Origin of the sequence: Mucilaginibacter endophyticus (genome assembly GCF_003351025.1) — a bacterium.
GTDB lineage: Bacteria > Bacteroidota > Bacteroidia > Sphingobacteriales > Sphingobacteriaceae > Mucilaginibacter > Mucilaginibacter endophyticus.
Genome location: NZ_QPCG01000001.1, coordinates 1,724,268 through 1,749,623 on the forward strand (window position 1 = coordinate 1,724,268; position 25,356 = coordinate 1,749,623).

A 25,356-nucleotide genomic window follows, 5' to 3' on the forward strand; every position below is an offset into this window, starting at 1 on the left:
GGTTATTTATTGTTGCGGATTTGTCTCGTATTTCCGTTCAGGATAAGTTTGGCGCTATCGGCAAGTTTGTAATTTATGTTGCTGAGGCTGTCATCCTTGATCCATAAGCGGCTTTTATTCCGGATATCGAGGTTGGTTTTACCGAATTGGTTGCCTGTTTCAATAGTTAAGTTTGAGACGGCGCCGTTACTGCTGCCAACAACGGCATTTAAAGTGTTGAACTTGTTGTTCTTTAAAAATACGTTGGAGGCATGGTCTGCCCTGATATTTAGCATATCTCCGCTGAAACCGGTTATAGTAGTTGGGCGCCATTTAAAGTCGGCACCGGCAGCGGTATCAATCACTTGTGTTTCGGCAGCCATGTATTTGGCATCTGCATCAAATGACGTGAGCTCGGGGCATGATATGTATAACACTTGGTCCGAGCGCACGTTGTGCCAGTTTGCCTTAAACGCGGCCCGTATAAAAAGGGAATCATGGCGTTGGTCAATCTTGATGTATTCCATAGCATCAGGATCTGCAAGTACTTTGAAGGGGCCTTTTACCAGTGTGATATTTATGGCCGTTGATGAGCCGAGTTTAATAACTTTAAAATTCCTGTAATTTAAGTTTACGAATCCGTGGTAGGGGTTTTTATAATCGCCTTTAAGATATTCGGCTTTAAGCTGAATATCATATATCCCTACCGAAATGATCAGTAATAATACCGCGATAAGTAAAAATTTATTGCTTGTTTTCATCGTGATTGGCTTAGTTTAGTTCATTCTTTTGCTGCGCCTGAAAGTTTTGATATTGCAGACTGATCTCATCTATTGAAATACCTAACAGGTACATGTTTTTAAAAAGTTCGGGCAGGTTTTGGCGTACAAAGTTTTCTTTACGGTAAGCTTTTACCTTCTCAAATCCGTCATCGGCCACAAATAAGCCCAGACCGCGTTTATTGTAAATAATTTCGAGCCCCTGTAAAAACTCGTATGATCGCATGACCGTGTTCGGGTTTACCTCCAACTCAACAGCCATATCACGTACCGAAGGAATCTTTTGCCCGGCGGGCCATTTGCCCATCAGGATCTGGTCGCTTACAAAAGCCGCTATCTGGATGTATATCGCTTCATTATCTTTAAATTCCATTATCGTCTTTTTTAAGCCTGTTTTTCCTTGAGTTTAAAATATGCCGCTATCCAAAATAGCAGGACAACAACAGGTAGCACAATAAAAACCCAGGCCGATTGTTGCGCGTTTAAACCAATAGAGTAATAGTTTGTGCCATCCGGAAAGTTCAGGAAGGCAAATGGTGTTGCAGGGAAGATTTGCCTGCCAACAAGCACCCGCAGGAATATGGTATTCACCAGGATCAGCAATGCATAAAAAATAAAGAAGCTGAACCCAATTTTAATAAAATGCAGTTTTTCAAACCTGATAGCGCCATACATGGTGATGGCTTGCAGCAGTGAAAATATAAGCAGTAATACACAAAATTTATCTTGAAATATATAAAGCATTTCGGGGTGATGACCCGGCCATTGTTTCAGGTTAAGCAGTATGGATAAAACAAGGTAAAAGATACCGGTAAATACTATGAGGAAGATCACGTATGAGTAAATCCAACTGACCAGAAATTTTTCGAGCTGTGATGCCGGTAAGGTGAGTGCAGGTATAGCTTTACGCTTGTCGCCAAAATCGGTAAATATAGTACTGGTAAATATTGGCCCAGCTATAACCATAAGCATGGCAAACAATGCGGTCTGAAATCCGGCATCCATTGGCCCCTGGATCATGTAAAATATAAACATACCTCCAAGCAAAAAAACACCCGCCAAAACCGACGCCGACATTAAATAGGCGCGGTAATGCTCAACGGTATGTTTTATAAACAGCTGCGAAAAACGCTTTAAACTAAAGTGGTTATTCATGGGAAGTGGCTGGTTTTAATGCGTTTAATAATTTGCCGCTGTTGGTTGTAGCAGCGTTAAATAGTAGCTCGAGATCCATTTTTCCGTACTTGCCGGCGGTATTTTCTACAATGGCGTATCTGCCCATGAGCGTGTCTTCTTCATACAGCACATTCATTCCGGTAAGGTCTTTAAAAACACCGAAGAACAGTTTTTCGGTAAGTTCATCTATTGAGTTCTCAATTACGATGCGATGGTCGTCCAAAATCAACACGGTATCAATGAGGCTATCCAAATCCCTTACCTGGTGGGTTGAGATAATAATGCAGCGTTCTTCATTTAAAACCGAGGCAATCAATTTCCTGAACTGCACTTTTGATGGGATGTCAAGGCCATTAGTAGGTTCATCAAGTATGAGTACACCGGTATTGGTAGCAAGTCCGAAAGCGATGATCATCTTTTTTTGCTGCCCGTATGACATTTTGGTCATTAACAAATCGGGGTCAATGTCCAGTATTTTCAGGTAGCTATAAAAGTCGGTAATACTGAAAGCAGGGTAGAAGCCGGCGGTCCTCTCTAAAAACTGCCCGGGCGTTAAGGCAGGTACGTACACCTCCTCGGCAATAAAATAAAGGTTTTGTAAAGTAGATACCAACCGCTTTGAGCTTTCCGTTCCGTCTATAAGACATTTTCCTGATTGCGGAAAAGCTAAACCTGCTATGTTTTTGAGCAGGGTTGATTTCCCGGCGCCGTTTTTACCCAACAAGCCATAAATATGGCCCGCCTTTAATGAAAGATTTAGATTTTTAAACAACGGCTTCTTACTGTTGTAGCTGAAATTCAAATTATTGATTTGAATCATGGTTTAGTGTATTAGTGTGGTAGTACACTGCAAATGTAAATAAACATTTTTAAAATGCAAGAGGTATTTTTATCAGAAACATGTTCCTGAAAACTAATTATTCTGTTAACAGTTAATAAGATATGTCAAAGAAGAGAACCATGCCAAATGAACCAGATGAAATGCCGGTAAATCCGGAACGACCGGAGATCAGGCAGCCTACGGATCCGGGAGAACCGGAAATGCCGGAAGAAGCGCCTGAAAATATCCCGAACGAAATTCCTGACACTGAGCCCGACCGGCCCGAAGTAGACCCGGACGAGTTTGAAAAGTAAAGGAACTTTATATTATTTATTGTCATTGCAATCAAGCGTTTGCCTTGGGTGGCAGCGCTTTTTATATTTTGCGACGCACATGATATAACCTAAACTGCTTAAATTGCATCATGAAAATAGCTACCTATAACGTAAATGGGGTTAATGGGCGCCTGCCGGTTTTGCTCCGCTGGTTACAAGAAACTGCCCCGGATGTTGCCTGTTTGCAGGAACTTAAGGCCCCGCAGGAAAACTTTCCGGAGCAGGCCGTTCTTGATGCAGGTTATAAAGCCATATGGCATGGGCAAAAAAGCTGGAACGGTGTAGCCATACTGGCAAAAAAAGATAAACAAATTACAGAGGTATGCAGGGCACTTCCCGGCGACCCGACAGATGAACATAGCCGTTATATAGAAGCTATTGTTGATGGCATTACTATCGGGTGTTTGTACCTGCCAAACGGCAACCCAGCTCCCGGACCTAAGTTTGATTATAAATTGGGTTGGTTTGAACGCCTTAAAACCCATGCGGCCGGTTTATTGGCTGCGGATAAACCTGTGGTATTAACAGGCGACTATAACGTAATGCCAACAGAGCTTGATGCTTATAAACCGGAGCGCTGGGTAAATGACGCGCTCTTTCGCCCGGAAACCCGCGAAGCATTTAAAACGTTGGTAGAGCAGGGCTGGACTGATGCCATCCGTAAACTATATCCTACCGAGGTAATTTATACCTTCTTCGATTATTTTCGCGATGCTTACGGCCGTAACGCTGGTTTACGCATTGATCATTTTTTACTAAGCCCACACCTGGATAAAAGGCTTGTAGCCGCCGGTGTAAACCGGGACGTACGCGGCTGGGAAAAAACAAGCGATCATGCCCCGGTGTGGATTGAACTGAAGGATGCTGAATGAAAAATGAGATCTGTAGGAGTTAAGTGAAATTGGGTGTGGAGGGACTGTCATCCTGAGTGATTTAAATCCGTTGGCCTGTGAAGGAGAAATGACAAAAGTAGAGGCTGTCACCCTGAGCCTGTCGAAGGGTCGCGCGCAGAGGCCCTGCCCACCATGCTTCGACTGGCTCAGCATGACACCCTTTTTTAATCATGTCATGAGGAGGAGCGAAGATCCTTCTACCTCCGCATAGCGATATTTTCATGTACCCATTTTACCTCTTCTTCCGGCGTAACTTTATCTACAGTACTGCTTATCCTGCTAAAAGTTGCGGCAGGAAAATCATAAGGCTTACTGTCGTCAAAAAACGGACCTACAACCCCCAGTATCCATCCGCTTTCGGCAGCCTGGTGAGGCGGGGTTACCCGGAACTTAAACACCTCGTAGTGTATAAAATTGTTCCTGCCGTTAAGATCAATAGTAACCCGTTTAATATGCTCTATTTCATCCGGGCAGGCATCCAGCTCGGTGGGGAACTCCAGCCATTGGGCCAGCGAACTTTCGGCCCCTTTAACAATTGTATAGTATTCTTGCGGGAACAGATTTAGTTGGTCAAGCTCCCTTAAATACAAAAAGGTATCATAACGAGTGAGCAAGTTTTGAGCAAAAGGCAGTACATCTTCGGCGGTTAGCCCAACCGCGGTTTCCGCTTTTTTATATAGTGGTAAAATCCTGGCAGATCGTTCCAGTTCAAGTTTCTGCTTTTTCTTTTTAACATCAAACAACCTGAAAGCCGCAAATGCGATAATAAAAACAATAATGGTAATGACAATTAGGGTAGTTATATCCATAATGATATGAATGTACGCTTTTATGCGGAATTGCAAATTTAGGTTCGAAAAAGGAATGTGGTGTGGCGATTTCTCCATTTTTACATGCTTTTAACCGTCGAAAAGAGCTTGTTTTAATAAAAAATGAATTTATTTATATAAATTCTATAGAATTAGTAGTATTTGTAAAATCTTTTTATACATTTGCCTCAGAAAATAAATCACAATAATCAAAATCATTTAAAAGCACCCACCATGCAACCCGAACTTTTACCTAAATACGGCCTTGCTAATTATCAGTTAACTACTGCTGCTTTTTCTTTTTCTTGTTGTTGCTGTTAATAGCATACAAGGGTCTTCCCTTCTCTATAACCGTGTAAATACACACGGCTTCCCAGCTTTTTATTCAATAATTTTTTAACGGGCATTGCTGCTTTGTGCGGATTGCTATGCACTGCCTGCATATTTAATCACTTAATAAGTTCATTATGACCATTAACGACGTTTCCCTAATCGGGAAAAAGGTGTTGGTAGGCGTTATAGTAACCCTCATACCTTTTATCATCATTTTCGGTGGGCTATGGCTTGGCCGTAAGCTATTGGAAAAAAAACCTGCTAAAACAGCGCAAATTGTTCAACCCCAAAACAACATCAGGTTATGAAATTAGAACAGGCAACTAAAGTACAGATAGCAAAAAACGCCTTGCTGAGCCTCCTGCTGTACACATTACCTATAGTGCTCATGTTTGCCACTTTTGCCATTACCGGCGAACGCCCATGGGAAAAGAAACGGCATCAGCACAAACAAGAAAACACAGTAAAAACTAAAACCTCAAACTCACAAGACAATGATTAACCAGATAAAACAAATAATAGAAAACCTTAACGGCTACGGTTTTTCCGTTTTGGTGTTAGTATTAGGCGTACTCGAATTTTCGTTCGGCTTGTACAAAAAACGCTGGAATACAAATGAAAAGTGGGTGGATATCGCCTGCTTTACCATCCCTAAATTGGTAGTAAAACCGCTGGTTGCCTACTATAGCCTGTTGGTTTTACCTGCCATATTACCAACCTTAAAAAACACGTTCGATTGGGTCCCGTTTTTATGGGGATGCGCAATCATAGCTGTGGCCGACGATTTGACTCAATACTGGTACCACCGCCTGCACCACCAGGTGCCATGGTTATGGCGTTTTCACCGTACACACCATTCAGCATCTTATATGGGCATGGCCATGGCCAGCAGGCAAAATATTATTTACACATTGTTCTTTTCGCAAACCTATTTAACAGCGGCCTTGGTTTATCTTGGTTTGGGTATTCCAGCTATTGTAGTAAAAGGTATTAAAGGAACCATTACAACATTGGCACATTCAAGTATTCCGTGGGATAAGCCATTTTATCAGTATAAAATATTACATCCGCTGGCCTGGATCCTGGAACGTACCATATCAACCCCGGCAACGCACCATGCACATCATGCGGCAACTACCGATGACGGGGTAGGTTATTACAAAGGCAACTTTGGCAACATGTTTTTTTGGTGGGATATCATTTTTGGTACAGCCCATATCTCGCGCCAGTACCCTAAAGCTTACGGTATTTCACATTACGAAGGTGATCAATGGTATGCGCAACTAGCGTGGCCTTTATTTAAATCAAAAGTACCCGGTAGCGAGCTTGCTGCCAACGGCCCAATGGTTAAGGACGATGTGCCTTTGCAGCCTCATCAATTATACCGGCCTGATATTGCTGCTCAGCCTGAAGCTGAACAGGTTGATGAATCATTTCAATTACAGCCTGTAAAAGCGTAATGAAAAAGATTGTACTTATACTTTTTAGTACTGCATTGCTTTTTTCATGCAAACAACCGGCGAAACCTGTGGCGAGTATTGCGGTAGCCACGGTTCCCGGTACTAAAAAGAAACTTTGCTGCGAATCAAATATTCCAAACAGGTTTAAAGCGGCAGGACTAAGCGGTGCGGCGCTTAGTTTACCTGATACCGGTAATACCCATGCCAACCATGCGGGGATGGTATGGGTACCGGCCGGAACTTTTAGGATGGGAGCGGATAACCAGCAGGCCGAACCTGATGAATACCCAAAGCATGACGTAACCGTTGATGGTTTTTGGATTGATAAAACCGAGGTTACCAACGCCCAGTTTGGAAAATTTGTAAAGGCCACTGGTTATATCACCACGGCCGAACGCAAACCCGACTGGAACGAGCTCAAAAAGCAAATGCCCCCAGGCACGGAAAAACCTGCTGATAGTTTACTGGTACCGGCATCATTGGTGTTTGTACCGTCAGATCATCAGGTTAACCTGAACGATTATAGCCAGTGGTGGGCCTGGAAAACGGGAGCTAATTGGAAACACCCACACGGGCCGGGCAGTGATATCAAGGGTAAAGATAATTATCCGGTGGTGCAGGTTTCTTGGTTTGATGCCGTAGCTTACAGTAAATGGGCCAATAAACGTTTGCCAACAGAAGCCGAATGGGAGCGGGCTGCAAGGGGAGGACTGGAAGATAAGATCTATCCCTGGGGCAACGAAAAAGTGAATGAAGGCCAGCCGAAAGCAAATACCTGGGAGGGAAGTTTCCCCTATAAAAATACCCAGCGAGATCACTATTATTATTTAGCACCGGTGAGTTCATTTGCGCCCAACGGCTATGGTTTATATGACATTGCCGGTAATGTGTGGGAGTGGTGTGCCGACTTATATAACAACAACTATTATAAAACGGTAAACAGCCCGGCAGGGGTTAAAAACCCAAAGGGAGCCTCAAAATCATATGATCCGGATGAACCTTATGCTATAAAACGGGTAGTGCGCGGAGGATCATTTTTGTGTAACGATAGTTATTGTTCCGGATACCGTGTATCCCGCCGCATGAAAACTACTGAAGACAGCGGGATGGAGCACCTTGGTTTTCGCTGTGTGAGCAACTAAAATAATACCCCGAATTAAGTAATTGATCTGCCTGCCAAAACGGGCATAATAAAGAAAGGACTATGAAATAATCATAACAGGTACATAAACAAATAAGGGAAAAGCGATGCTTTTCCCCGGTCATTAAAACAACGAAACAGGGATCGATTGGCGTTGAGCCTGTTTCAATGGTGTCATTTTAACTATTCAAATCTATGCAAAATATTGCAAACGAGGCGAGGGGCTATGTTTTGCCCTTTACCTTGCCGGCAGCATCATTTACGCTGCAAATAATTGAGGATGCTTTTCATCCGCAGCAATTATATATGCCGTTTAACGCGGTTGCTGATCAGTCGTCCGGTTTTTCATCATTTAAAAACCCGTCGACATGAAAAAACTTTTATTAATCCCATTCCTGTTGCTTATTGGGCTTCCGCTGTTGACCATCGCGCAGCAAACCCAGCCTACCATCAACTCACATTTGGTTGGTCGTGTAATAGATAGCGCAACCCGCGAGCCATTACCCGGCGCGGTGGTTAAGATACAAGGTACCACACACGTGGTATCTACGGATATTGAAGGTAAATTCAGTTTTGTTACCGGTCAGAAGTTTCCGTATAAGCTCATTATTACCTTCACCGGTTACGAGAAAAAGGAATTTATTGCCGATGGCAGTCCGGTTGAAATTAAACTGAAAGATGCCCAAACACAGCTGAACCAGGTAGTTGTAGTAGGCTACGGTACACAGAAACGTAAAGATATTACCGGTTCGGTGGCATCTGTACCCGCGCTTGCATTAAAGCAGCCGGTTCCCTCGCTCGACAGGGCCTTGCAGGGCTCTGTTTCGGGCATCCAGGTAACACAGGCTACAGGGCAACCCGGTGCAGGCGTAACCGTACAGGTACGCGGTGTAAACTCCATTAACGCTGTTGCCGAGCCATTGTATGTGATAGATGGTTTCCCGACTTCAAACAGCAATTCGCTTACGGATGCGGGGGTAACCAACGGGCCTAAGATCAATCCGCTGGCATCTATTAATACTTCGGATATTGAAAGTATCGAGGTGTTAAAAGATGCATCGGCTACTGCAATTTATGGTACGCGTGGTGCAAACGGCGTAATTATCATTACCACAAAAAAAGGCAAGGCTGGCGTTTCATCTATCAATTATGATGGCAGTTACGGTAAACAGGAAGTGATCAAAACTTTATCATTGCTTAACACCCCGCAGTGGGAAGCCTTACGTAATGATGCTTTGGTGAACAGTGGTAAAACGGCCCAAACCGAAGCCCAGCTTAATCCTTACAATGCCAATACCGACTGGCAGGATGCTGCCTTCCGCAAGGGGACTTCGCAAAATCATAGCCTTTCTATATTTTCAGGTACAGAGCGTACCCGGTTGGCATTTTCGGGTAACTATTTTAAACAGGATGGTATCCTGCAAAATACCAATTTTGAGCGCTATGCAGGCCGTGTAAATGTGGAGCATGATTATAACGATAAGTTCAAGATCTCCTCATTTATTACAGGTAGCCGCACTACCGCACAGATAGCGCCTCAAGGCGTGGTACCCGCCATCTTATTGATGACACCGACCACCCCGGTTTACAACAGCGACGGATCGTTCTTTGTGAAAAACATATTTGAGGGTACGTATGGTAACCCTATCAATACGCTGTATAATCAAACCAATACAACTACTACAAGCCGCATTTTAGGGAACATTGCAGGCGATTACAAGATCACCGAAAACCTTACCGCAAGGGTATTGGCCGGTATCGATATCATCGACAATAAACAAAACCGCTACCTGCCTTCTACAGTGTATGAAGGTTCGGGCTACTCGGGTCTTGGCGAAGTAGGCACGCTTAACTCCTTTAACTGGCTTAATGAAAACACGCTTACCTACAACAAAAAGTTTGGCAAGCACTCATTGAATGTGCTGGCAGGTTTTACCCAGCAGCAATTTAAGGCCGAAGGCTCTATCAACGGTTCGTCAGGTTTCGTGAGCGATTATGATACTTTTAATAACCTGGGTTCGGGGAGTGTTACTTCTATATCAGGCAGTGGTTTTGCTATAGCGCCATCTACGTCATCAAATATATGGGCGTTAAAATCATATTTGGGCAGGATAAACTACGGCTTTAACAGCAAATACCTGTTAACCTTAACCCTGCGTGCAGATGGTTCATCAAAATTTGCCCCCGGTCATCAATGGGCTTCATTCCCTTCTGCCGCTGTGGCCTGGAACGCCTCGAGCGAAGATTTCCTGAAAAACGTAACCGCTATAAGCCAGTTAAAATTACGCCTGAGCGCCGGACAAACCGGTAACAGCGACATCCCGGCTTACCAGTCTTATTCGCAATTAGGCTATTATCGCTACAATTTTGGTAACTCAACAGTTGCCGGTTTTGCGCCAAACAGTCTTTATAATCCTAACTTAACCTGGGAAAAGACAAGTCAGTATGATTTTGGTTTTGATTTGGGGTTGTTTAAAGACAGGGTCAGTGTTACGGCAGATATCTATTATAAGAAAACTACCAACCTGCTGCTTTACCTGCCGCTACCGGCCACAAGCGGTTTAACTATCATTACCAATACCGCCATCACCAACCCACAGCAGTATGAAAACGTGGGATCGGTGCAAAATAAAGGTTTTGAGATCGGTATTAACTCACGCAACCTTACAGGCGGTTTTGTTTGGAATACCAACCTGGTTTTTGCTGTAAACCGTAACAAAGTATTAAGCCTTGGCGGTAACGGCGTTAACCAGTTCATTCCCGATTCATCGCTGCCATCTATCATTAAAGTTGGTGAGCCTATCGGTTCATTCATCGGTTATAAAACCAATGGCCTCATCCAGACAGGTGGCCCGGTACTTACCCCGGCAGCTAATACACAGCCCGGGGGCCAGAACTACCAGGATATTAATGGCGACGGCAAAATTACACAGGCTGCCGATAGGGTGATTCTTGGTAATTCGCAGCCTAAATTTACCGGCGGTATCACCAACACCTTCTCATACAAAGGCGTTGATCTGAGCGTGTTCCTGCAAGGCTCTTATGGCAATAAGATCTATAACCAGCAAAGAGCTGTACTGGAGTTGGGCACAGGTTATACCAATGCTACCACTACTTTGCTTAACCGTTGGACACCAACCAACACCAATACCGATGTGCACAGCGCGTACCAGGATCCGGCACCTACCATATCCGACAGGTTTGTCGAAAACGGTTCGTACCTGCGCCTCAAAAGCCTGAGCTTAGGTTATACTTTCCCGCAAGCTGTGCTGTCACGGTCGCCAATTAAAAAGGTTAGGGTTTACGTAAACGCACAAAACCTTGCTACCTGGACTAAATACACCGGCTACGATCCGGAGGTGAGCAGTAATGAGCAATCGGCCATAACCTCTGGAGTTGATAACGGAGCATATCCTAATAACAAATCATTTATTGTGGGTATAGGTGTAACCCTGTAACCGGTAACCTTTGATTTTTTTAACATGAAAACGAAAAATATTAAATACCTGGTTTTGTTGATCGCTTTTGGTGCCGCCTCGTGTGCCAAGCTCAATGAAGATCCACGGTCATTCATTCCGGCGAGCCAGTTTTACAAAACCCAGGCCGACGCGGTATCTGCTGTTACGGCGGCTTATTCCCTCCTCAATGCAGGTGCTAATTCAGTACAAACACCATATAACACACTTTTTAACACGGGTATGAATTTTATGGCCGATGATGAAGGCCCAGGCCCCGGCGCTACCAATGCCGACGTACGCTCACAGGCGGTATTGGGGCATTCAGCAACCGGTTTGCGCATTTTGCAGATCTGGCAGCAACATTACGCGGCCATAAAAAAAGCCAATATTGCAATTGATACCATTCCTGATATTAAGTTTGATGCTACCTTAAATAAGCGGTTGGTAGCCGAAGCCAAGTTTTTAAGGGCGCTTTACTACTTTAACCTGGTGCGTTTATATGGTGATGTTCCGTTGGTGCTTCACGATCAAACGTCTATCAACCTGTCTGATCTGCAAGTGCCAAGAACAGCCGCGGGAACAGTTTACACGCAGATAGAAACCGATTTGACTGCTGCTGCAACTGATTTGCCTAATAACTATACCGGTGCAGATGTCGGCAGGGCTACAGCCGGAGCGGCATATTCCTTACTGGCCAAAGTTTACCTTACCGAACGTAAGTGGGACAAAGCTGTGACCCAGGCCGAGGCGGTGATCAACGGCCCATATGGGTACGATCTGTTTGCCAACTACGCAGATGTGTTTTTACCGACATCTGAAAACGGTAAAGAGCATATTTTTTCGGCGCAGTTTAAAGCAAACTCTCAGGGGCAGGGTAACAACCAGGCACCGCGATCAATATTGAATGGTATCCCAGGTATGGTAGGCAGCTATGCCGACCAGGTAGTATTTTATTCGGTGCCTGATGCTACCAAGCCAAACGGTGTAGATAAGTTTTTCAGTATTTATAAGCTGTACCCTGCCAATGACAAGCGCAAGCGGGTAAGTTTTGTAACACGCTTTCAAAGCCCTACAACCAACTTGTGGTATGGTAAGCTGAATGATGCAACTATCGCTAACGATTCAATCCCATTTTTTAATAAATACTATGATCCAAGTGTTGCCGCCAACGAAGCCGAATCAGGAGCAAATGTGTCTATCATTCGTTTCTCGGAAGTATTGCTGATCCATGCCGAAGCGGAGAATGAACTGAACGGACCAACCGCTAAAGCTTATGCTTCTGTTAACAGGGTAAGGAGGCGCGCGGGGCTTGCTGATCTTGCCGGTCTTGACCAGGCATCATTCCGTGACGCGGTTTACCTGGAGCGCAGGCTGGAGTTTGTGTTTGAATATCAACGCTGGTTTGATCTGATCCGCGAGCGGGATGCTTCCGGTAATGGCATCCTGGAAGCCAGCTTGCTTAAAGTGGGTAAAACCAATGTGAGCAAAGGAGTTAAGGGTAAGTTCTACTTGTTCCCGATACCACAACAGGAAATTGATAACAGTAACGGCAAGCTAACCCAAAATCCGGGCTGGCAATAAACTCAATCTCATGAAAAGATTAATTGTGATTGTCTTGTTGTCGATAGGTTTCCTGAAGCCGGTGTTTGCCCAAACTGCCGCCACTGAAAACGGTTCGCATGGTATCGATCCAAGGGTTAGCGCAGCTGTACTGCAGGTGCTTGACGAATACATGGCCACTTTTAACGCCAAAGATCTGAAAGGATGGGAAGATACTTACCAGTTTCCGCATTACAGGCTGGCGGGCGGTAAAATGTCGGTATTGGAAAAGGCTGGCTTGCGCGATTCGGCCAAAGTATTCGGCGAATTGCAAAAGGTGGGATGGGACCACAGCCAATGGGACCACCGCAATATTGTACAGGCATCGGCAGATAAGGTGCACGTTGATACCCGCTTTTCCCGCTTCCGGGCAGATGGCAGCCTGATAGGACATTATGAATCATTATACATTTTAACCAAAGAAAATGGCCGCTGGGGCGTAAAATTCCGCTCCAGCTACACCGAATAAATTATTTACCAATGAAAGCAAAGAAAATAACATTGTTCCTGTCGCTTGGCTTGCTTGCAGCATTTACAGCCAAAGCGCAAAACGGACAGGCACCGGCATTTGGTGGCACGGTGGGTAAAACGCTTGATGAGTCAAAGGAGTGGTGGCCCGAGCCTCATAAAGCACCCGCCGGTGCACCAAACGTATTATGGATCATTTTAGATGACGTAGGCTTTGGCGCTACAAGCACCTTCGGCGGCATCATCAAAACTCCTAATTTTGATACGCTGGCCAATAACGGCCTGCGCTACACCAATTTTCACACGGCGGGTATTTGTGCGCCAACGCGTTCGGCCTTATTAACCGGGCGTAACCATCATTATGTTCACGAAGGTGGATTTTCGCATGTGAGCATGTCGGCCGGTTTCCCGGGATATGACGGGCGCATTCCATCTGATAAGGGAACCATAGCTGAGATCTTACGTGAGAATGGTTATAACACCTTTGCCGTGGGTAAATATGGTTTAACGCCGGATGAGGATGCTACTGATGCTGGTCCGTTTGACCGCTGGCCTACGGGTAAAGGCTTTGATCATTTCTTCGGATTTTTAGGATCGGCAACCGATCAGTACAAGCCCGACCTGGTTGAAGATAATGCCCATGTAACACCAGATGGTCGCCACCTTACCGATCAGATCACCGATAAAGCTATCTTTTACCTTAGACGCCAGCATAAAGTAGCGCCTGATAAACCGTTCTTTTTATACTATGCGCCGGGTGCTACCCACTCACCTCACCAGGTAGCTACCGAATGGAGCGATTTATACAAAGGTCAGTTTGACAGCGGTTGGGACGATTTCAGGGAAAAGGTTATCGCAAGGCAAAAAAAGTTAGGTATTATCCCAGCCTACGCAAAATTGCCTGAGCGTAACACACGGATCCCCGCCTGGAAATCACTGCCCGACGCCGAGAAAAAACTGTATGCCCGTTTCATGGAAGTTTATGCCGGATATTTAACCTATACCGATCATGAGGTTGGCAGGCTTATCAATCACCTTAAACAAAGCGGTCAGCTTGATAATACGCTGGTATTTGTGATCATTGGCGATAACGGGGCCAGTAAAGAAGGTACGGTTCATGGTGTTATCAATCCTAAAAAGAACTCGCCTAAACTGGTTGCAGAAGATGCTTACCTGAAAACCAATATTGAGGATATCACAGATATCGGCACGCCGCAGGCAAGCACCAACTATCCGCTTGGATGGGCGCAAGCTGCTAATACACCGTTTAAATATTGGAAACAGGATGCCAACTCTGAAGGTGGTACGCGTAACCCATTGATAGTTTATTATCCAAAAGGAATTAAAGATAAGGGCACTATCCGTACCCAGTACGGGCATGTGATTGATGTATTGCCTACTACGCTTGAGTACACCGGTATTAAACTGCCCGAATATATCAGGGGGATTAAACAGGATACCTTGCAAGGCACTTCATTGGTATATTCGTTTGACCATCCCGAGGCAAAATCAAAGCATGTTTTGCAGCACTATTACATTTTCGGTTCGAGGTCGATTTATAGTGATGGCTGGAAGGCAGAAGCCGCGCATCACCCGGATAACGTAGAATTGGGCGACTTTAAGGTTGGACAAAACGTGCCTGATAAAAGCTTTGATGAGGATACCTGGGAATTGTATAACCTTAACGAGGATTTTAACGAGCGCATTGATCTCGCCAAAAAATATCCTGAAAAATTAAAGGAACTTAAAGCTGTTTTTGAAGCGCAGGCTCAAAAAAACAATCTATATCCATTTATCGACTGGTATGATGTGTATCACCAGCGTATCCACAAAAACTATAAAAAGTAACCAATTAACCATTTACAATCATGAAATCCGTTTATCAACGTATTGTCGCCTTATCGGCAATAGCCGTAGCAATGAGCGCGCCCGCTTTTGCGCAATTGCCGCAGGTAAAGGTAACTCCCGCTAATATAGCGCCTATCGATCCCGCTAATTATAAGGGCGTGGAAGGTAAAACCCTTGCCGAATCAAAAGAGTGGTGGAATAAACCACTCAAAGCGCCGAAAGGCGCGCCTAACATTGTCTGGATTTTATTGGATGATGTGGGTTTTGGTGCATCGGGAACCTTTGGTGGTTTGATCAGCACACCCAATTTTGATACGCTGGCTAATAATGGCTTGCGCTATGTTAACTTCCATACGGCAGGTATTTGCGCGCCAACCCGTTCATCATTGCTTACCGGGCGTAATCATCATTATGTACATATGGGTAATTTTGCCCATGCGTCAACGGCTGCTGGTTTTCCGGGCTATGACGGTCGCATTCCACCAGATAAAGGGACTATTGCTGAGGCTTTGCGCGCAAATGGCTACAGCACTTACGCGGTTGGTAAATGGGGGGTAACGCCTGATGAGGATACTACCGCCGTTGGCCCGTTTGATCGCTGGCCAACAGGTAAGGGGTTCGACCATCATTTCGGCTTCCTGGAATCGGCTACGGATCAGTACAACCCGCCGCATTTGGTAGAGGATAATTTCCATATTAAACCCGATGGCCGCAACCTGAACGAGCAGATCACCGATAAGGCTATCGCCTATATTGATGCAGCACATAAAGCAGCACCAGATCAGCCATTCTTTTTATACTATGCACCCGGAGCTACCCACGCGCCACACCAGGTTAGTCATGAATGGAGCGACTTGTACAAAGGCAAATTTGACGAGGGCTGGGATGTTTACCGCCAAAAGGTTTTCGAAAATCAAAAGAAAGCCGGTTACATTCCTGCTTATGCAAAATTACCGGAACGTAATGAGCGTATCCAGGCCTGGAATAGTTTGCCTGCCGATCAGAAGAAATTGTACGCCCGGTTCATGGAAGTTTATGCAGGTTATCTGACCTACATTGACCACCAGGTAGGCCGTGTGATCAGTCACCTGAAAGCTTCCGGCCAGTTTGATAATACTTTGGTTTTTGTGATGATAGGGGATAATGGAGCCAGTAAGGAAGGAACGGTTCATGGTGTTATCGATCCAAAAAACTCGGCAGCAACAACACTTGAGGCAGATTACATAAAAAAGAACGAAAGCGATTACGAAACCATCGGCACACCTGAAGCTTCAACCAATTATCCTTTAGGTTGGGCACAGGCAGCCAATACGCCGTTTAAATACTGGAAATCAGACGCCGACGCTGAAGGTGGTACCCATAACCCGCTCATTGTTTATTATCCAAAACTCATTACCGAAAAAGGGGGTATTCGTACCCAGTACAGTCACGTATCTGATGTATTCCCAACCACTATTGAGGCTGCGGGTTTAAAATTACCGGAGTATGTTAAAGGCATTAAGCAGGATACCTTACAGGGCAAATCATTCTTTAGCTCGTTCAACAACGCGCAGGCAAAAACATTGCACACCCAGCAATACTATTACATTTTTACTTCGAGGTCTATTTACAAAGATGGCTGGAAAGCCGAGGCGGCGCACCGCCCGGATAATGTTGACCTGCTGAACTTCCCGAAAGAGAAAACCATTCCTGAACGCAATTACGATAAGGATGTTTGGAAGCTTTACAACCTGAACGAGGATTTTAACGAGCGCGTAGACCTCGCCAAAAAATATCCTGAGAAGCTGAAAGAGCTTAAAGACCTGTTCGACGCCGAAGCTAAAAAGAACCATATCTATCCCTTTATTGACAGGGACGATATCAACAACAAAAGGATCCATAAACTCGAAAATAACAACTAATTATGAAAAGCTTAAAAATTGTATTGCTTGCCCTACTGGTGGTTTTCATTGGCGAGGTAAAAGCGCAGTCGCCGGTTTTATTATCGCTTGAAGCCTTTGCCGCTAAACTAAAACAAGCGAAAGAGCCGCAGATCCTGGATGCGCGTTCGGCAGAAGAGTTTGCGCAGAACCATATTAAAGGCGCGGTAAATGTTGATGCCAAAGCTGCAGATTATCAGCAAAAACTGGATGGCTTGAGCAAGGAAAAGCCAACTTTTGTTTATTCAATAGCAAACGGCCGCAGTACCGTACTTTCACGCGAGTTGCGGGCTAAAGGATTTAAGGATGTTGAAGAATTGCCGGGTGGTTTGGCCAACTGGATAGGTTCAGGTTATCCTATCATTTCAACAACAAAAAAAGGTGTTTCGCTGTCAAAAGCTCAGTTTAATGAACTGGCGGCATCATCGTCTTTAGTGTTGGTTGATTTTGGGTCGAGATATTGCGGGGCCTGCAAAAAGCTGGTACCGGTACTTGATTCGCTAAAGGCAAATTCAGCTTTTGCGCCTAAAGTGATCAGTATTGAGGTTTATGACAATACCAACTTAGCCAAAGAGCTAAAAGTGAATGTACTGCCAACACTGGTGTTATACAAAAACGGCAAGGAAGTTTGGAAAAAGCAGGGCTTTTCATCAACCATGCAAATTGAAGCTGCTGCCGAGCAAGCCAAAACCGGTTTGGCCGCCAGCGGCAAATAAACATAGCCATGCTTAAGAAAATCAGCTACTTACTCATCGCTATATTTTACATGGGGCCTGCGTTTGCGCAGGCCCCTAAACAAAAGCCCAATATCGTCATCATCCTGGCCGACGATATGGGCTTTTCTGATATTGGGTGTTTTGGCTCAGAGATCAGCACACCTAATATTGACAGGCTTGCCCGGGAAGGATTGAAGATGACGCAGTTTTACAATGCCGGCAGATGTTGCCCTTCACGTGCGGCGTTACTTACCGGTTTGTATCCGCACCAGGCCGGTGTTGGCGATATGGTGAAATATAAAGGTTCGCCGGCCTACCAGGGGTATTTAAATGACCACAGTGCTACCGTTGCCGAGTTGCTGAAAGATGAGGCCGGTTATAATACCATAGTATCCGGCAAATGGCATGTGGGGCTGCAGCAATCTGCCTTAGCCTGCAACCGCGGGTTTGATAAATCATTTACCATGCTGAATAACGGCAGCAGTTATTTTAATTCGGCGCCGTTGTATAATGATGGCAGCAAGATCACCTTTATGCTGAATGACAGGGAGATCACCCGCAGTGATACGTCCAAATACTTGACGCAGGCTATTACCGATTTTGCTGTTAAATCATTAAACGAGATCAAGGATCAGCAAAAGCCTTTTTTTATGTACGTTGCTTACAACGCCCCGCACTGGCCTATCCAGGCGCTGCCCGAAGATATCGCGAAGTTTAAAGGCCAATACCTTAAAGGCTGGGACGTGTTGCGGAAACAGCGCTATGAAAAACAGCTTGCGGCAGGTATCATCAAAAAACAATGGCAACTATCAGCCAGGGATAAACGTGCACCGGACTGGGATTCATTATCTCCAGAAGAAAAAGATAAATGGGATACCCGCATGGCCATTTACGCTGCTATGGTTTACCGTATGGATGCCTGTATTGGTGAGATCATGAGCAAACTGAAGCAATTAGGGAAAGATAAAAATACCATCGTCTTGTTCGCGTCAGATAATGGCGGGAGCGCCGACGAGGTTAAAAGCTTATCGACCGTGATACAAAAGAACGGTACACCTGGCTCTATAAATTCAATTGATAGCTATGAGATCCCCTGGGCAAACGTGAGTAACACACCCTTTAAGTTATTCAAACGCAACACGCATGAAGGAGGCATAGCTACACCGCTTATTGCATGGTATCCCGGGCATATTAAAGCCGGGAGTTTCAATAATAATCCGGGGCATTTGATTGACCTGATGCCAACCTGCCTTGAACTTGCAGATATATCGTATCCAACTCAATTCAAAAACAAGCAGCTGACACCTTTAGCGGGTATTAGTTTGGTTGATGCTTTTAAAGGGAAACCTTATACAGGAAATGAAACTTTGTTTTGGGAACATGAGGGCAGCAGGGCAATAAGAAAAGGGCAATGGAAACTGGTTGCTGAGATCGGTGAGCCCTGGGAATTATATGATCTGGAAGCTGACCGATCTGAAATAAATAACCTCGCTGCAAAGTATCCCGATAAAGTCAAAACGCTTGAAGTGGAATATCTGGAATGGGCAAAAAAAGTTGGTGTTGTTGATTGGAATACGATTAGAGGGTTATAATAAGGGGAGTTCAAAAAACATGTCATTGAGCGAAGCGTGGCAATCGCATGCTATACAGGGCGAACATGCTTCCGTGCGATTGCCACGCTTCGTACCTCGCAATGACTTTTTTATTAAGCCTTAGTCCCGGTTGTTGCCGCAGCCGGGATTTTTAATGATTTACCCTGCGCCAGTAATTCAGAAGTAATAGCACGTGTATAAGTTTTAATTTCGTTCTGAAAATCAGTAACCGAAGCTCCGGAACGAATCTCTTCCAAACGTTTTTCCCAGGTTCCGGTTAGTTCTGCCTGGGCTATCTGTTGATTTTTTACTACTTCGTAAACAGCGATGCCTGTAGTTGTCGGCACCAGGTTTTTCTTTTCCCTGATGATATAATTGCGCTTAATCAGCGTTTCTATGATGGATGCCCTTGTCGCGGGAGTTCCCAAACCACTATCCTTCATGGCATAGCGCAATTCTTCATCATCAATCTCTTTACCTGCTGTTTCCAATGCTTTTAGCAGCGTGGCTTCGTTATATAAAGGCCTGGGTTTGGTTTGCTTTTCAAGCAAAGCTTTGGCGGTTATCGGCAGGTTTTCGCCTTGGGTAACTTTAGGTAAGGTAGCGTTCTCCTCGTCTTTTTTATCGTCTTCTTTATCGTTGAACACAGCCCGCCATCCTGCGGTATGGATCACCGTTCCGCTGGCATTGAATTTAGCACCCGATTGTACAACAATCTTGGTCACCTCCTTAATGCAATCCTGGTGAAAAGCTTCAAGCATACGGCCGGCTACCATATCATAAACGGCCTGCTGATCGGGAGAAAGCTGATGCGGGTTTTCACCGGTTGTGAGTACTGCGTGGTGATCCGTTACTTTTTTAGCGTTTACACTTCGTTTGTTAAGCGTAGCGCTGCCTAAAGCGGTAGCTTGTTTGCCAAAAAGCGGATGCTGTTCCAGTTTTTCAATCAGCGCAGGCACACCTGCAAAAACATCATCACCTATGTAACGGCTGCCGGTACGGGGATAAGTAACCAGCTTGTTTTCGTACAGGTTTTGAAGAATGGTAAGCGTTTGATCGGCAGTAAAACCTTTGCGCTTATTGGCTTCCTGTTGCAGGCTGCTCAAATCGTGCAATAAAGGAGGTGGTTCTTTACGAGGTTTGGCTTCCACCTGTAAAATATGGCCTCCCTGTGGAAAGCCGCCTTCAACATCCTGAACCTGGTCAAGTACGGCCTGCGCTTCTTCCTTTGTTTTATAATTTTCGGCAGATATGGCTTTAAATACCTGCCCGTCTTTATCCGGGTTGATACTTACCTGGTAAAATGTTTCGGGAACAAAGTTTTTGTTTTCGAGATACCGCGAACATATCATGGCAAGGGTAGGGGTTTGTACCCGGCCCAATGAAAGCACGGCACCACGAATACCCGACGAAAGGCTTAAGGCCTGTGTTGCATTCATACCCACTAACCAATCTGACTGAGAACGGCAATGGGCGGAATTGAATAAGGTATCGTAATCACTTCCCGGTTTCAGGTTGCGAAACCCTTCTTTGATAGCCTCATCTGTTTGCGATGAGATCCAAAGCCTTTTGAAGGGCTTTTTGCATTTTAAGTAGTAGTAAATATAGCGAAAGATGAGTTCACCCTCGCGCCCTGCATCCGTTGCCACAATGATTTCGCTGGCTTCGTCAAATAGCTTTTGGATAGTATCAAGCTGTTTTTTTACCGATGGGTCATCTACCACGCCATCTTTGGTTTTTACCTTGCGGATGGACAGTTTAAATTTGGGTGGCAGCATGGGCAGGTGTTGAACGCTCCAGCCGTAATAGCCGTATTCCTGCGGTGCGGCCAGCTGTAACAGGTGACCGAAAGCCCAGGTAAAGGTAAATCCTTTACCCTCGATGTAGCCATCCTTTTTGGTAGTTGCCCCAAAAACTTTGGCGATATCCCTGGCTACAGATGGTTTTTCGGCTATAATTACTTTCATAAATCCTGCTCTCAACGCGTTGACCTATACCGGCGCTTGCTGATATGGGCGTCGAAAGTATGAATTTAGTGAGGGTTGTGCAAGGTTTGTTGGTAACATTGTCCCGGTTGGCATGGTTACCTAACCGCTAAATACCATCGGTAGTAGCCAGTAATTCTTTATCAACGCCGGCAATTATTTCTTTAAATTGAGGTTCGGCGTTAGTATAGCCTTCAAGCAATTTGAACTGGTTTTTAGCCCTGATTAAATTATGTCCTTCGTATTGCGCGCCGTAGTAAATATCGTTATTTAGAAAGTCGGTTAAAAAGCGGAGCCCCTGCATGTAAATCATCATCTTGCCCGAAAAAATGAAATATTGCTTTTCGGTTTCGGTAAGGATCGTGCCCATCTCGCTCATGTATCCCTTGTATATCGCCCTGAAAAAGTCGGTTCTGATGATGATCTGATCCAGGTCTTTTTCTTCTTCATTGGCAGGGGAGAGATAGGTGCGCATCATATCGCCAACATCACTTAAATAATAACCCGGCATCACGGTATCCAGGTCAACAAGGCAAAGCGCGTTTTGCTTATCATCAAACAACACGTTGTTTATTTTGGTATCGTGATGTATTACGCGCAGTTTAATTTCGCTGTTTGCAGTAAACTGGTTGTAAGTATGCAATATGTCGATATAAGCACGTGCTTGTTCTACTTCATCAGCAGCCTGTTTTAGTTTTTCATCAGCGGCAGTTTCCAACGCCTGCTCAAATTGTTTAAACCGCAGTTTCAGGTTGTGAAAATCAGTAAGCGTGTATTCAAGCTTACTGATATCAAAATGGTTTAAAAGACGTGTAAACCTGCCAAACTGCACTGCGGCACTGTAGGCTTCTTTTGTATCCTGTAAAAAATTTACCGTATGCGATCCTTCAATGAAAGGAAACAGGCGGTAGAATTTGCCGTCGGCAGATTGTATGATAGATTTTCCGGTTTTGCTTTTTAACGGTGCAACAAACAAATAGCCCGGATTAGTTTCATCAAGGTATTGCTTGATTAGCGCAAGGTTATTATCAATATGATCCGGGTGTTTAAAAACCGAATCGTTGATTTGCTGCAGGATAAATGCCTGGTTTGCGCCACTTATTTTATAAGTATGATTTATTAAGCCCGAACCAAAGGACTTAATATTATATTCAGAAACGTTTAATCCAAAATTTATAAGGATATCATTAAACATATTATAGCTGTTAACTATTCAAACATAGCTAATTGAAAAGCGATAGCCATGCGCAAACGTTTGAGTGTTTTTTATTTAGTCTTGTTTTTTGTTTTCGACCAGTTGCGATTCAATAATCACCTTATAAAAGGCGCTTGGTTCGTTGCCACCTGTGCCCTGGTGATGTAGCAGGTCCATGAGGATATCTGTTGCCTTTTGCCCCTGTAAATAAGGGAATTGCTCAACCGAAGCCGCTGGGATATTCTCCATATAATTGATGAGTGGTAAATTGGCGTAGCTTACAAACTCAAGATCTTTATTAACCTTGATGTTTAGTTTGACCGCGTGCTTTATTGCAAAAAGCGCCACATAGTCATTAAAAGTTACAATAGCGGTTGGTTTGCGTTTGCTGGCCAGCAATTCATCTAAGGCCTTCTTGGTGCCTTCTTCTGTCAAATCGCAGGAAACTATAAGCGATGGATCATACTTGAGCCTGTTTTTGGTCATGGCTTTGATGTAGCCCTCTTTTCGTTCGCCGGTGGCTACCATGGTTTGTGGCCCGTTGATCATACCTATGGCGCGGTGGCCTTTTTTCAAAAGATAACTAACTGCCTCAATGGTGCCGATCTCCATATTGCAGGCCACATAATGGATGTTGGGAATAGAGGGGATCCTGTCGAAATAAACAACCGGGATATTGTATTTCTTTAAATTTTCGAAATGCTGATAAGAGGATGTGTTTTTCCCTACGGATACCAACAAGCCATCAACCCGGTGATTTTTCATTTTTTCAACCAGTTGCTTTTCCTTTTGCTCATCGTCGTGTGATTGTGCCAGCAATACCGTATAGTTCTTTTTATAAGCAGTATCTTCAATAGCGCTTATGGCCGATGAAAAGAATGCTTCCGAAAGCTCGGGCAATATAACCCCGATAGTAAGGGTTTTGCCTTTTTGCAAAAAGATGGCTGTTTGATTGGGTTCGTAATTAAGTTCGCCGGCCAGTTTTTTAACTTTTGCCCTTGTAGTTAGCCCTATACTTGGGTGATCATGCAAGGCCCTTGAAACTGTAGACACAGAGATGCCTAATATTTGCGCTATTTCTTTTATAGTAGTTGGCTTTGTTTGCATTAATTATGGGCTAATATTGTTTTTATAGTTAAAGTTAAGCGATTATTATCAAATTATACCCGTTTGGCTCCCAATTGCAAACGTTTGCGTAACCTTTTGCGTGGCCGACTGCTAATTTATAAACCTTGTTCGACTGTTGATGGGGAGATTTGAAGATAGGCGTTACCGCGTTAGGAATCATCTGTTTTGATGATAAGTGTGCCTGCCTGCGATGAATGTTCTGAACAAATAAAGTCTCATGAGGCGATGTTTGTCTCTATTTTTAGGAAAGGAGGCTGTAAGCTATAAATGCCTGCTATTCAATTAATGCCACTTAAAAGATAATTATGGCCATTTTTCAAACGTTTGCGTTGAAAATTGCGGTGTTTATTTTTTATTAAAGCCATTAATGCAATTACATTTATAAAACCGTACCAGCTTGATAAGCCAATGATTAAGAAAACGACCATATTTTACTTTACACTATTATTTATTACGATCAGTAGCAAGTTTGCCGTAGCGCAAAAGACAGACATAGACGCAACCAAATTGCGCCACATAATTCCGCTTGGTGGCAATGCCTGGGTAAGCGCGCCTGATACCATTACTGATGAAGGTTTAACAGGTCTGAAAAGCCCTAAATCGACAGCGGATATTTATTTTAGGCTAAGTACCGCGCAGGATATTCAGCTTGCATTGGTAGTACGCGTTCCGCAAGGCAATAGCACACTACAACTTTCAGTAGGAAAACATACCTTCACAAAAAAACTAAGCAACGCAGCATTTGATACCATTAGTTTTGGAAAGGTGCATATTGAACCCGGGTATATTAAGGTAAGCCTGAAAGGGATCAATAAAACCGGAGCTGTTTATACTGATGTTTCTGATTTGGTGGTTACGCTGCAGAAGCCGGATAATGATGTTGCGTATGTTACCAAAGGGAGTTCATTCCATTTTGGCAGGAGGGGCCCTTCGGTGCACTTGCGCTATCCTGTCGCGGCAGATAAGGAGAATAAAGTAAAATGGTTTTATAACGAGATCATAGCACCAAAAGGACAGGATATTATAGGTTCTTATTTTATGGCCGATGGTTTTGGCGAAGGATATTTTGGTATGCAGGTAAACTCGGCTACCGAACGCCGGGTGCTATTTTCGGTATGGAGCCCTTTTAATACCGAAGATCCTAAAAGCATCCCCGATAGTATGCGTATTAAACTGATAAAAAGCGGCAGCAATGTTCATATCGGCGAGTTTGGTAATGAGGGTTCGGGAGGACAGAGCTATATGCGCTTTCCATGGAAAGCCGGACAAGCCTATGCATTCCTGTTAAGCGCCGAGCCTGATCAAGCAAAGCACACCACTACCTATACTGCTTATTTTAAAGATGTATCAGCTGGTAAATGGTTCTTAATAGCCAGCTTTACCCGGCCACAAAAGGCTACTTACTTAACGCATTTATATTCGTTTGTAGAAAACTTTGAACCTGAAAACGGCGATAAGACCCGCAGGGCGTATTTTACCAATCAATGGATAGGGGATAGCGATAACAACTGGCTGGAGCTTACACATGCCATATACACGGGCGACGCTACGGCGAATGCGAATTATCGTAAGGATTACGCCGGAGGAAAAGAAGGTAATAAGTTTTTGCTGCAAAACGGTGGTTTCTTTAATAATTACATCCAGCTCAAAACCGCTTACGATCGCGAACCGACAGGAAAGAAACCTGTAATTGATTTTGAAAAATTGCCCAATAAATAAGCCC

23 protein-coding genes are annotated in these 25,356 nt (G+C 44.4%); 15 read left to right on the forward strand and 8 right to left on the reverse strand.

From position 1 onward, the window contains the following. Positions 1-2 precede the first annotated feature (2 nt). From DUL71_RS07030 to DUL71_RS07045, 4 genes are read right to left on the reverse strand one after another with little or no spacing between them, the layout of a single operon-like run. Entirely contained in the window at positions 3-740 is a 738-nt protein-coding gene (locus tag DUL71_RS07030; protein ID WP_114937352.1) for a hypothetical protein, read from the reverse strand. 10 nt (positions 741-750) lie between these two features. Then, positions 751-1,131 carry a GntR family transcriptional regulator gene (locus DUL71_RS07035; protein ID WP_114937353.1) on the reverse strand — a complete coding sequence of 127 codons (381 nt, stop codon included), beginning with the start codon at positions 1,129-1,131 and terminating at the stop codon, positions 751-753. Between the two features lie 11 nt (positions 1,132-1,142). Continuing rightward, on the reverse strand, positions 1,143-1,913 hold the full coding sequence (locus DUL71_RS07040; RefSeq protein ID WP_114937354.1) for a hypothetical protein: 771 nt from the start codon (positions 1,911-1,913) through the stop codon (positions 1,143-1,145). Further along, entirely contained in the window at positions 1,906-2,754 is an 849-nt protein-coding gene (locus DUL71_RS07045; RefSeq protein WP_114937355.1) for an ABC transporter ATP-binding protein, read from the reverse strand. Before DUL71_RS07045 ends, DUL71_RS07040 begins: the two co-directional genes overlap by 8 nt. 122 nt (positions 2,755-2,876) lie before the next feature. On the opposite strand from DUL71_RS07045, the gene DUL71_RS31895 reads away from it, so the two are divergent. Continuing rightward, a complete protein-coding gene (locus DUL71_RS31895) occupies positions 2,877-3,068 on the forward strand; it encodes a hypothetical protein (RefSeq protein ID WP_154402334.1) in 192 nt (63 codons plus the stop codon). Positions 3,069-3,178: 110 nt separating this feature from the next. Next, positions 3,179-3,961, forward strand: a complete 783-nt coding sequence (gene xth, locus DUL71_RS07050) for an exodeoxyribonuclease III (RefSeq protein ID WP_114937356.1) — start codon at positions 3,179-3,181, stop codon at positions 3,959-3,961. Between the two features lie 218 nt (positions 3,962-4,179). On the opposite strand, the gene DUL71_RS07055 is transcribed toward xth, so the two are convergent. Then, a complete protein-coding gene (locus DUL71_RS07055; RefSeq protein WP_244228711.1) occupies positions 4,180-4,869 on the reverse strand; it encodes a hypothetical protein in 690 nt (229 codons plus the stop codon). 389 nt (positions 4,870-5,258) lie between these two features. On the opposite strand from DUL71_RS07055, the gene DUL71_RS32285 reads away from it, so the two are divergent. The 12 genes from DUL71_RS32285 to DUL71_RS07105 all read left to right on the forward strand — a co-directional run bounded on the left by DUL71_RS32285 (position 5,259) and on the right by DUL71_RS07105 (position 19,325). Further along, positions 5,259-5,432 (forward strand): hypothetical protein, encoded by a 174-nt coding sequence (locus DUL71_RS32285; protein WP_154402335.1) that lies wholly within the window; start codon positions 5,259-5,261, stop codon positions 5,430-5,432. Next, on the forward strand, positions 5,429-5,626 hold the full coding sequence (locus tag DUL71_RS07060; protein ID WP_114937358.1) for a hypothetical protein: 198 nt from the start codon (positions 5,429-5,431) through the stop codon (positions 5,624-5,626). Before DUL71_RS32285 ends, DUL71_RS07060 begins: the two co-directional genes overlap by 4 nt. Then, positions 5,619-6,584: a sterol desaturase family protein gene (locus DUL71_RS07065; RefSeq protein WP_114937359.1), complete on the forward strand. Its 966-nt coding sequence runs from the start codon at positions 5,619-5,621 to the stop codon at positions 6,582-6,584. Before DUL71_RS07060 ends, DUL71_RS07065 begins: the two co-directional genes overlap by 8 nt. After that, positions 6,584-7,726, forward strand: coding sequence for a formylglycine-generating enzyme family protein (locus tag DUL71_RS07070; protein ID WP_114937360.1), 1,143 nt, complete (start codon positions 6,584-6,586; stop codon positions 7,724-7,726). Before DUL71_RS07065 ends, DUL71_RS07070 begins: the two co-directional genes overlap by 1 nt. 194 nt (positions 7,727-7,920) lie before the next feature. Further along, positions 7,921-8,097 (forward strand): hypothetical protein, encoded by a 177-nt coding sequence (locus DUL71_RS31905; RefSeq protein WP_154402336.1) that lies wholly within the window; start codon positions 7,921-7,923, stop codon positions 8,095-8,097. Next, positions 8,094-11,183, forward strand: coding sequence for a SusC/RagA family TonB-linked outer membrane protein (locus DUL71_RS07075; protein WP_114937361.1), 3,090 nt, complete (start codon positions 8,094-8,096; stop codon positions 11,181-11,183). The genes DUL71_RS31905 and DUL71_RS07075 overlap by 4 nt, the downstream gene beginning before the upstream one ends. Before the next feature lie 24 nt (positions 11,184-11,207). After that, entirely contained in the window at positions 11,208-12,764 is a 1,557-nt protein-coding gene (locus DUL71_RS07080; RefSeq protein WP_114937362.1) for a RagB/SusD family nutrient uptake outer membrane protein, read from the forward strand. Positions 12,765-12,774: 10 nt separating this feature from the next. After that, on the forward strand, positions 12,775-13,251 hold the full coding sequence (locus DUL71_RS07085; RefSeq protein ID WP_154402337.1) for a hypothetical protein: 477 nt from the start codon (positions 12,775-12,777) through the stop codon (positions 13,249-13,251). 11 nt (positions 13,252-13,262) lie between these two features. Further along, positions 13,263-15,098 carry an arylsulfatase gene (locus DUL71_RS07090; RefSeq protein WP_114937364.1) on the forward strand — a complete coding sequence of 612 codons (1,836 nt, stop codon included), beginning with the start codon at positions 13,263-13,265 and terminating at the stop codon, positions 15,096-15,098. A gap of 20 nt (positions 15,099-15,118) precedes the next feature. Next, the gene (locus DUL71_RS07095; RefSeq protein ID WP_167443288.1) at positions 15,119-16,999 is read left to right on the forward strand and encodes an arylsulfatase; all 1,881 of its coding nucleotides are present in this window, start codon (positions 15,119-15,121) and stop codon (positions 16,997-16,999) included. Positions 17,000-17,001: 2 nt separating this feature from the next. Further along, a complete protein-coding gene (locus tag DUL71_RS07100) occupies positions 17,002-17,733 on the forward strand; it encodes a thioredoxin domain-containing protein (RefSeq protein WP_114937365.1) in 732 nt (243 codons plus the stop codon). A gap of 8 nt (positions 17,734-17,741) precedes the next feature. Then, positions 17,742-19,325, forward strand: coding sequence for an arylsulfatase (locus DUL71_RS07105; protein WP_114937366.1), 1,584 nt, complete (start codon positions 17,742-17,744; stop codon positions 19,323-19,325). A gap of 113 nt (positions 19,326-19,438) precedes the next feature. On the opposite strand, the gene topB is transcribed toward DUL71_RS07105, so the two are convergent. The 3 genes from topB to DUL71_RS07120 form a co-directional block, all read right to left on the reverse strand. After that, positions 19,439-21,292 carry a DNA topoisomerase III gene (topB, locus tag DUL71_RS07110; protein WP_114937367.1) on the reverse strand — a complete coding sequence of 618 codons (1,854 nt, stop codon included), beginning with the start codon at positions 21,290-21,292 and terminating at the stop codon, positions 19,439-19,441. Positions 21,293-21,419: 127 nt separating this feature from the next. Then, complete coding sequence (locus DUL71_RS07115; RefSeq protein WP_114937368.1) at positions 21,420-22,505, reverse strand: phosphotransferase enzyme family protein; 1,086 nt, start codon at positions 22,503-22,505, stop codon at positions 21,420-21,422. 75 nt (positions 22,506-22,580) lie between these two features. Beyond that, a complete protein-coding gene (locus tag DUL71_RS07120; protein WP_112574235.1) occupies positions 22,581-23,612 on the reverse strand; it encodes a LacI family DNA-binding transcriptional regulator in 1,032 nt (343 codons plus the stop codon). A gap of 429 nt (positions 23,613-24,041) precedes the next feature. Here DUL71_RS07120 and DUL71_RS07125 point away from each other — a divergent pair, with 429 nt between their 5' ends. Next, positions 24,042-25,352, forward strand: coding sequence for a DUF3472 domain-containing protein (locus DUL71_RS07125; RefSeq protein WP_154402338.1), 1,311 nt, complete (start codon positions 24,042-24,044; stop codon positions 25,350-25,352). Positions 25,353-25,356 lie beyond the last annotated feature (4 nt).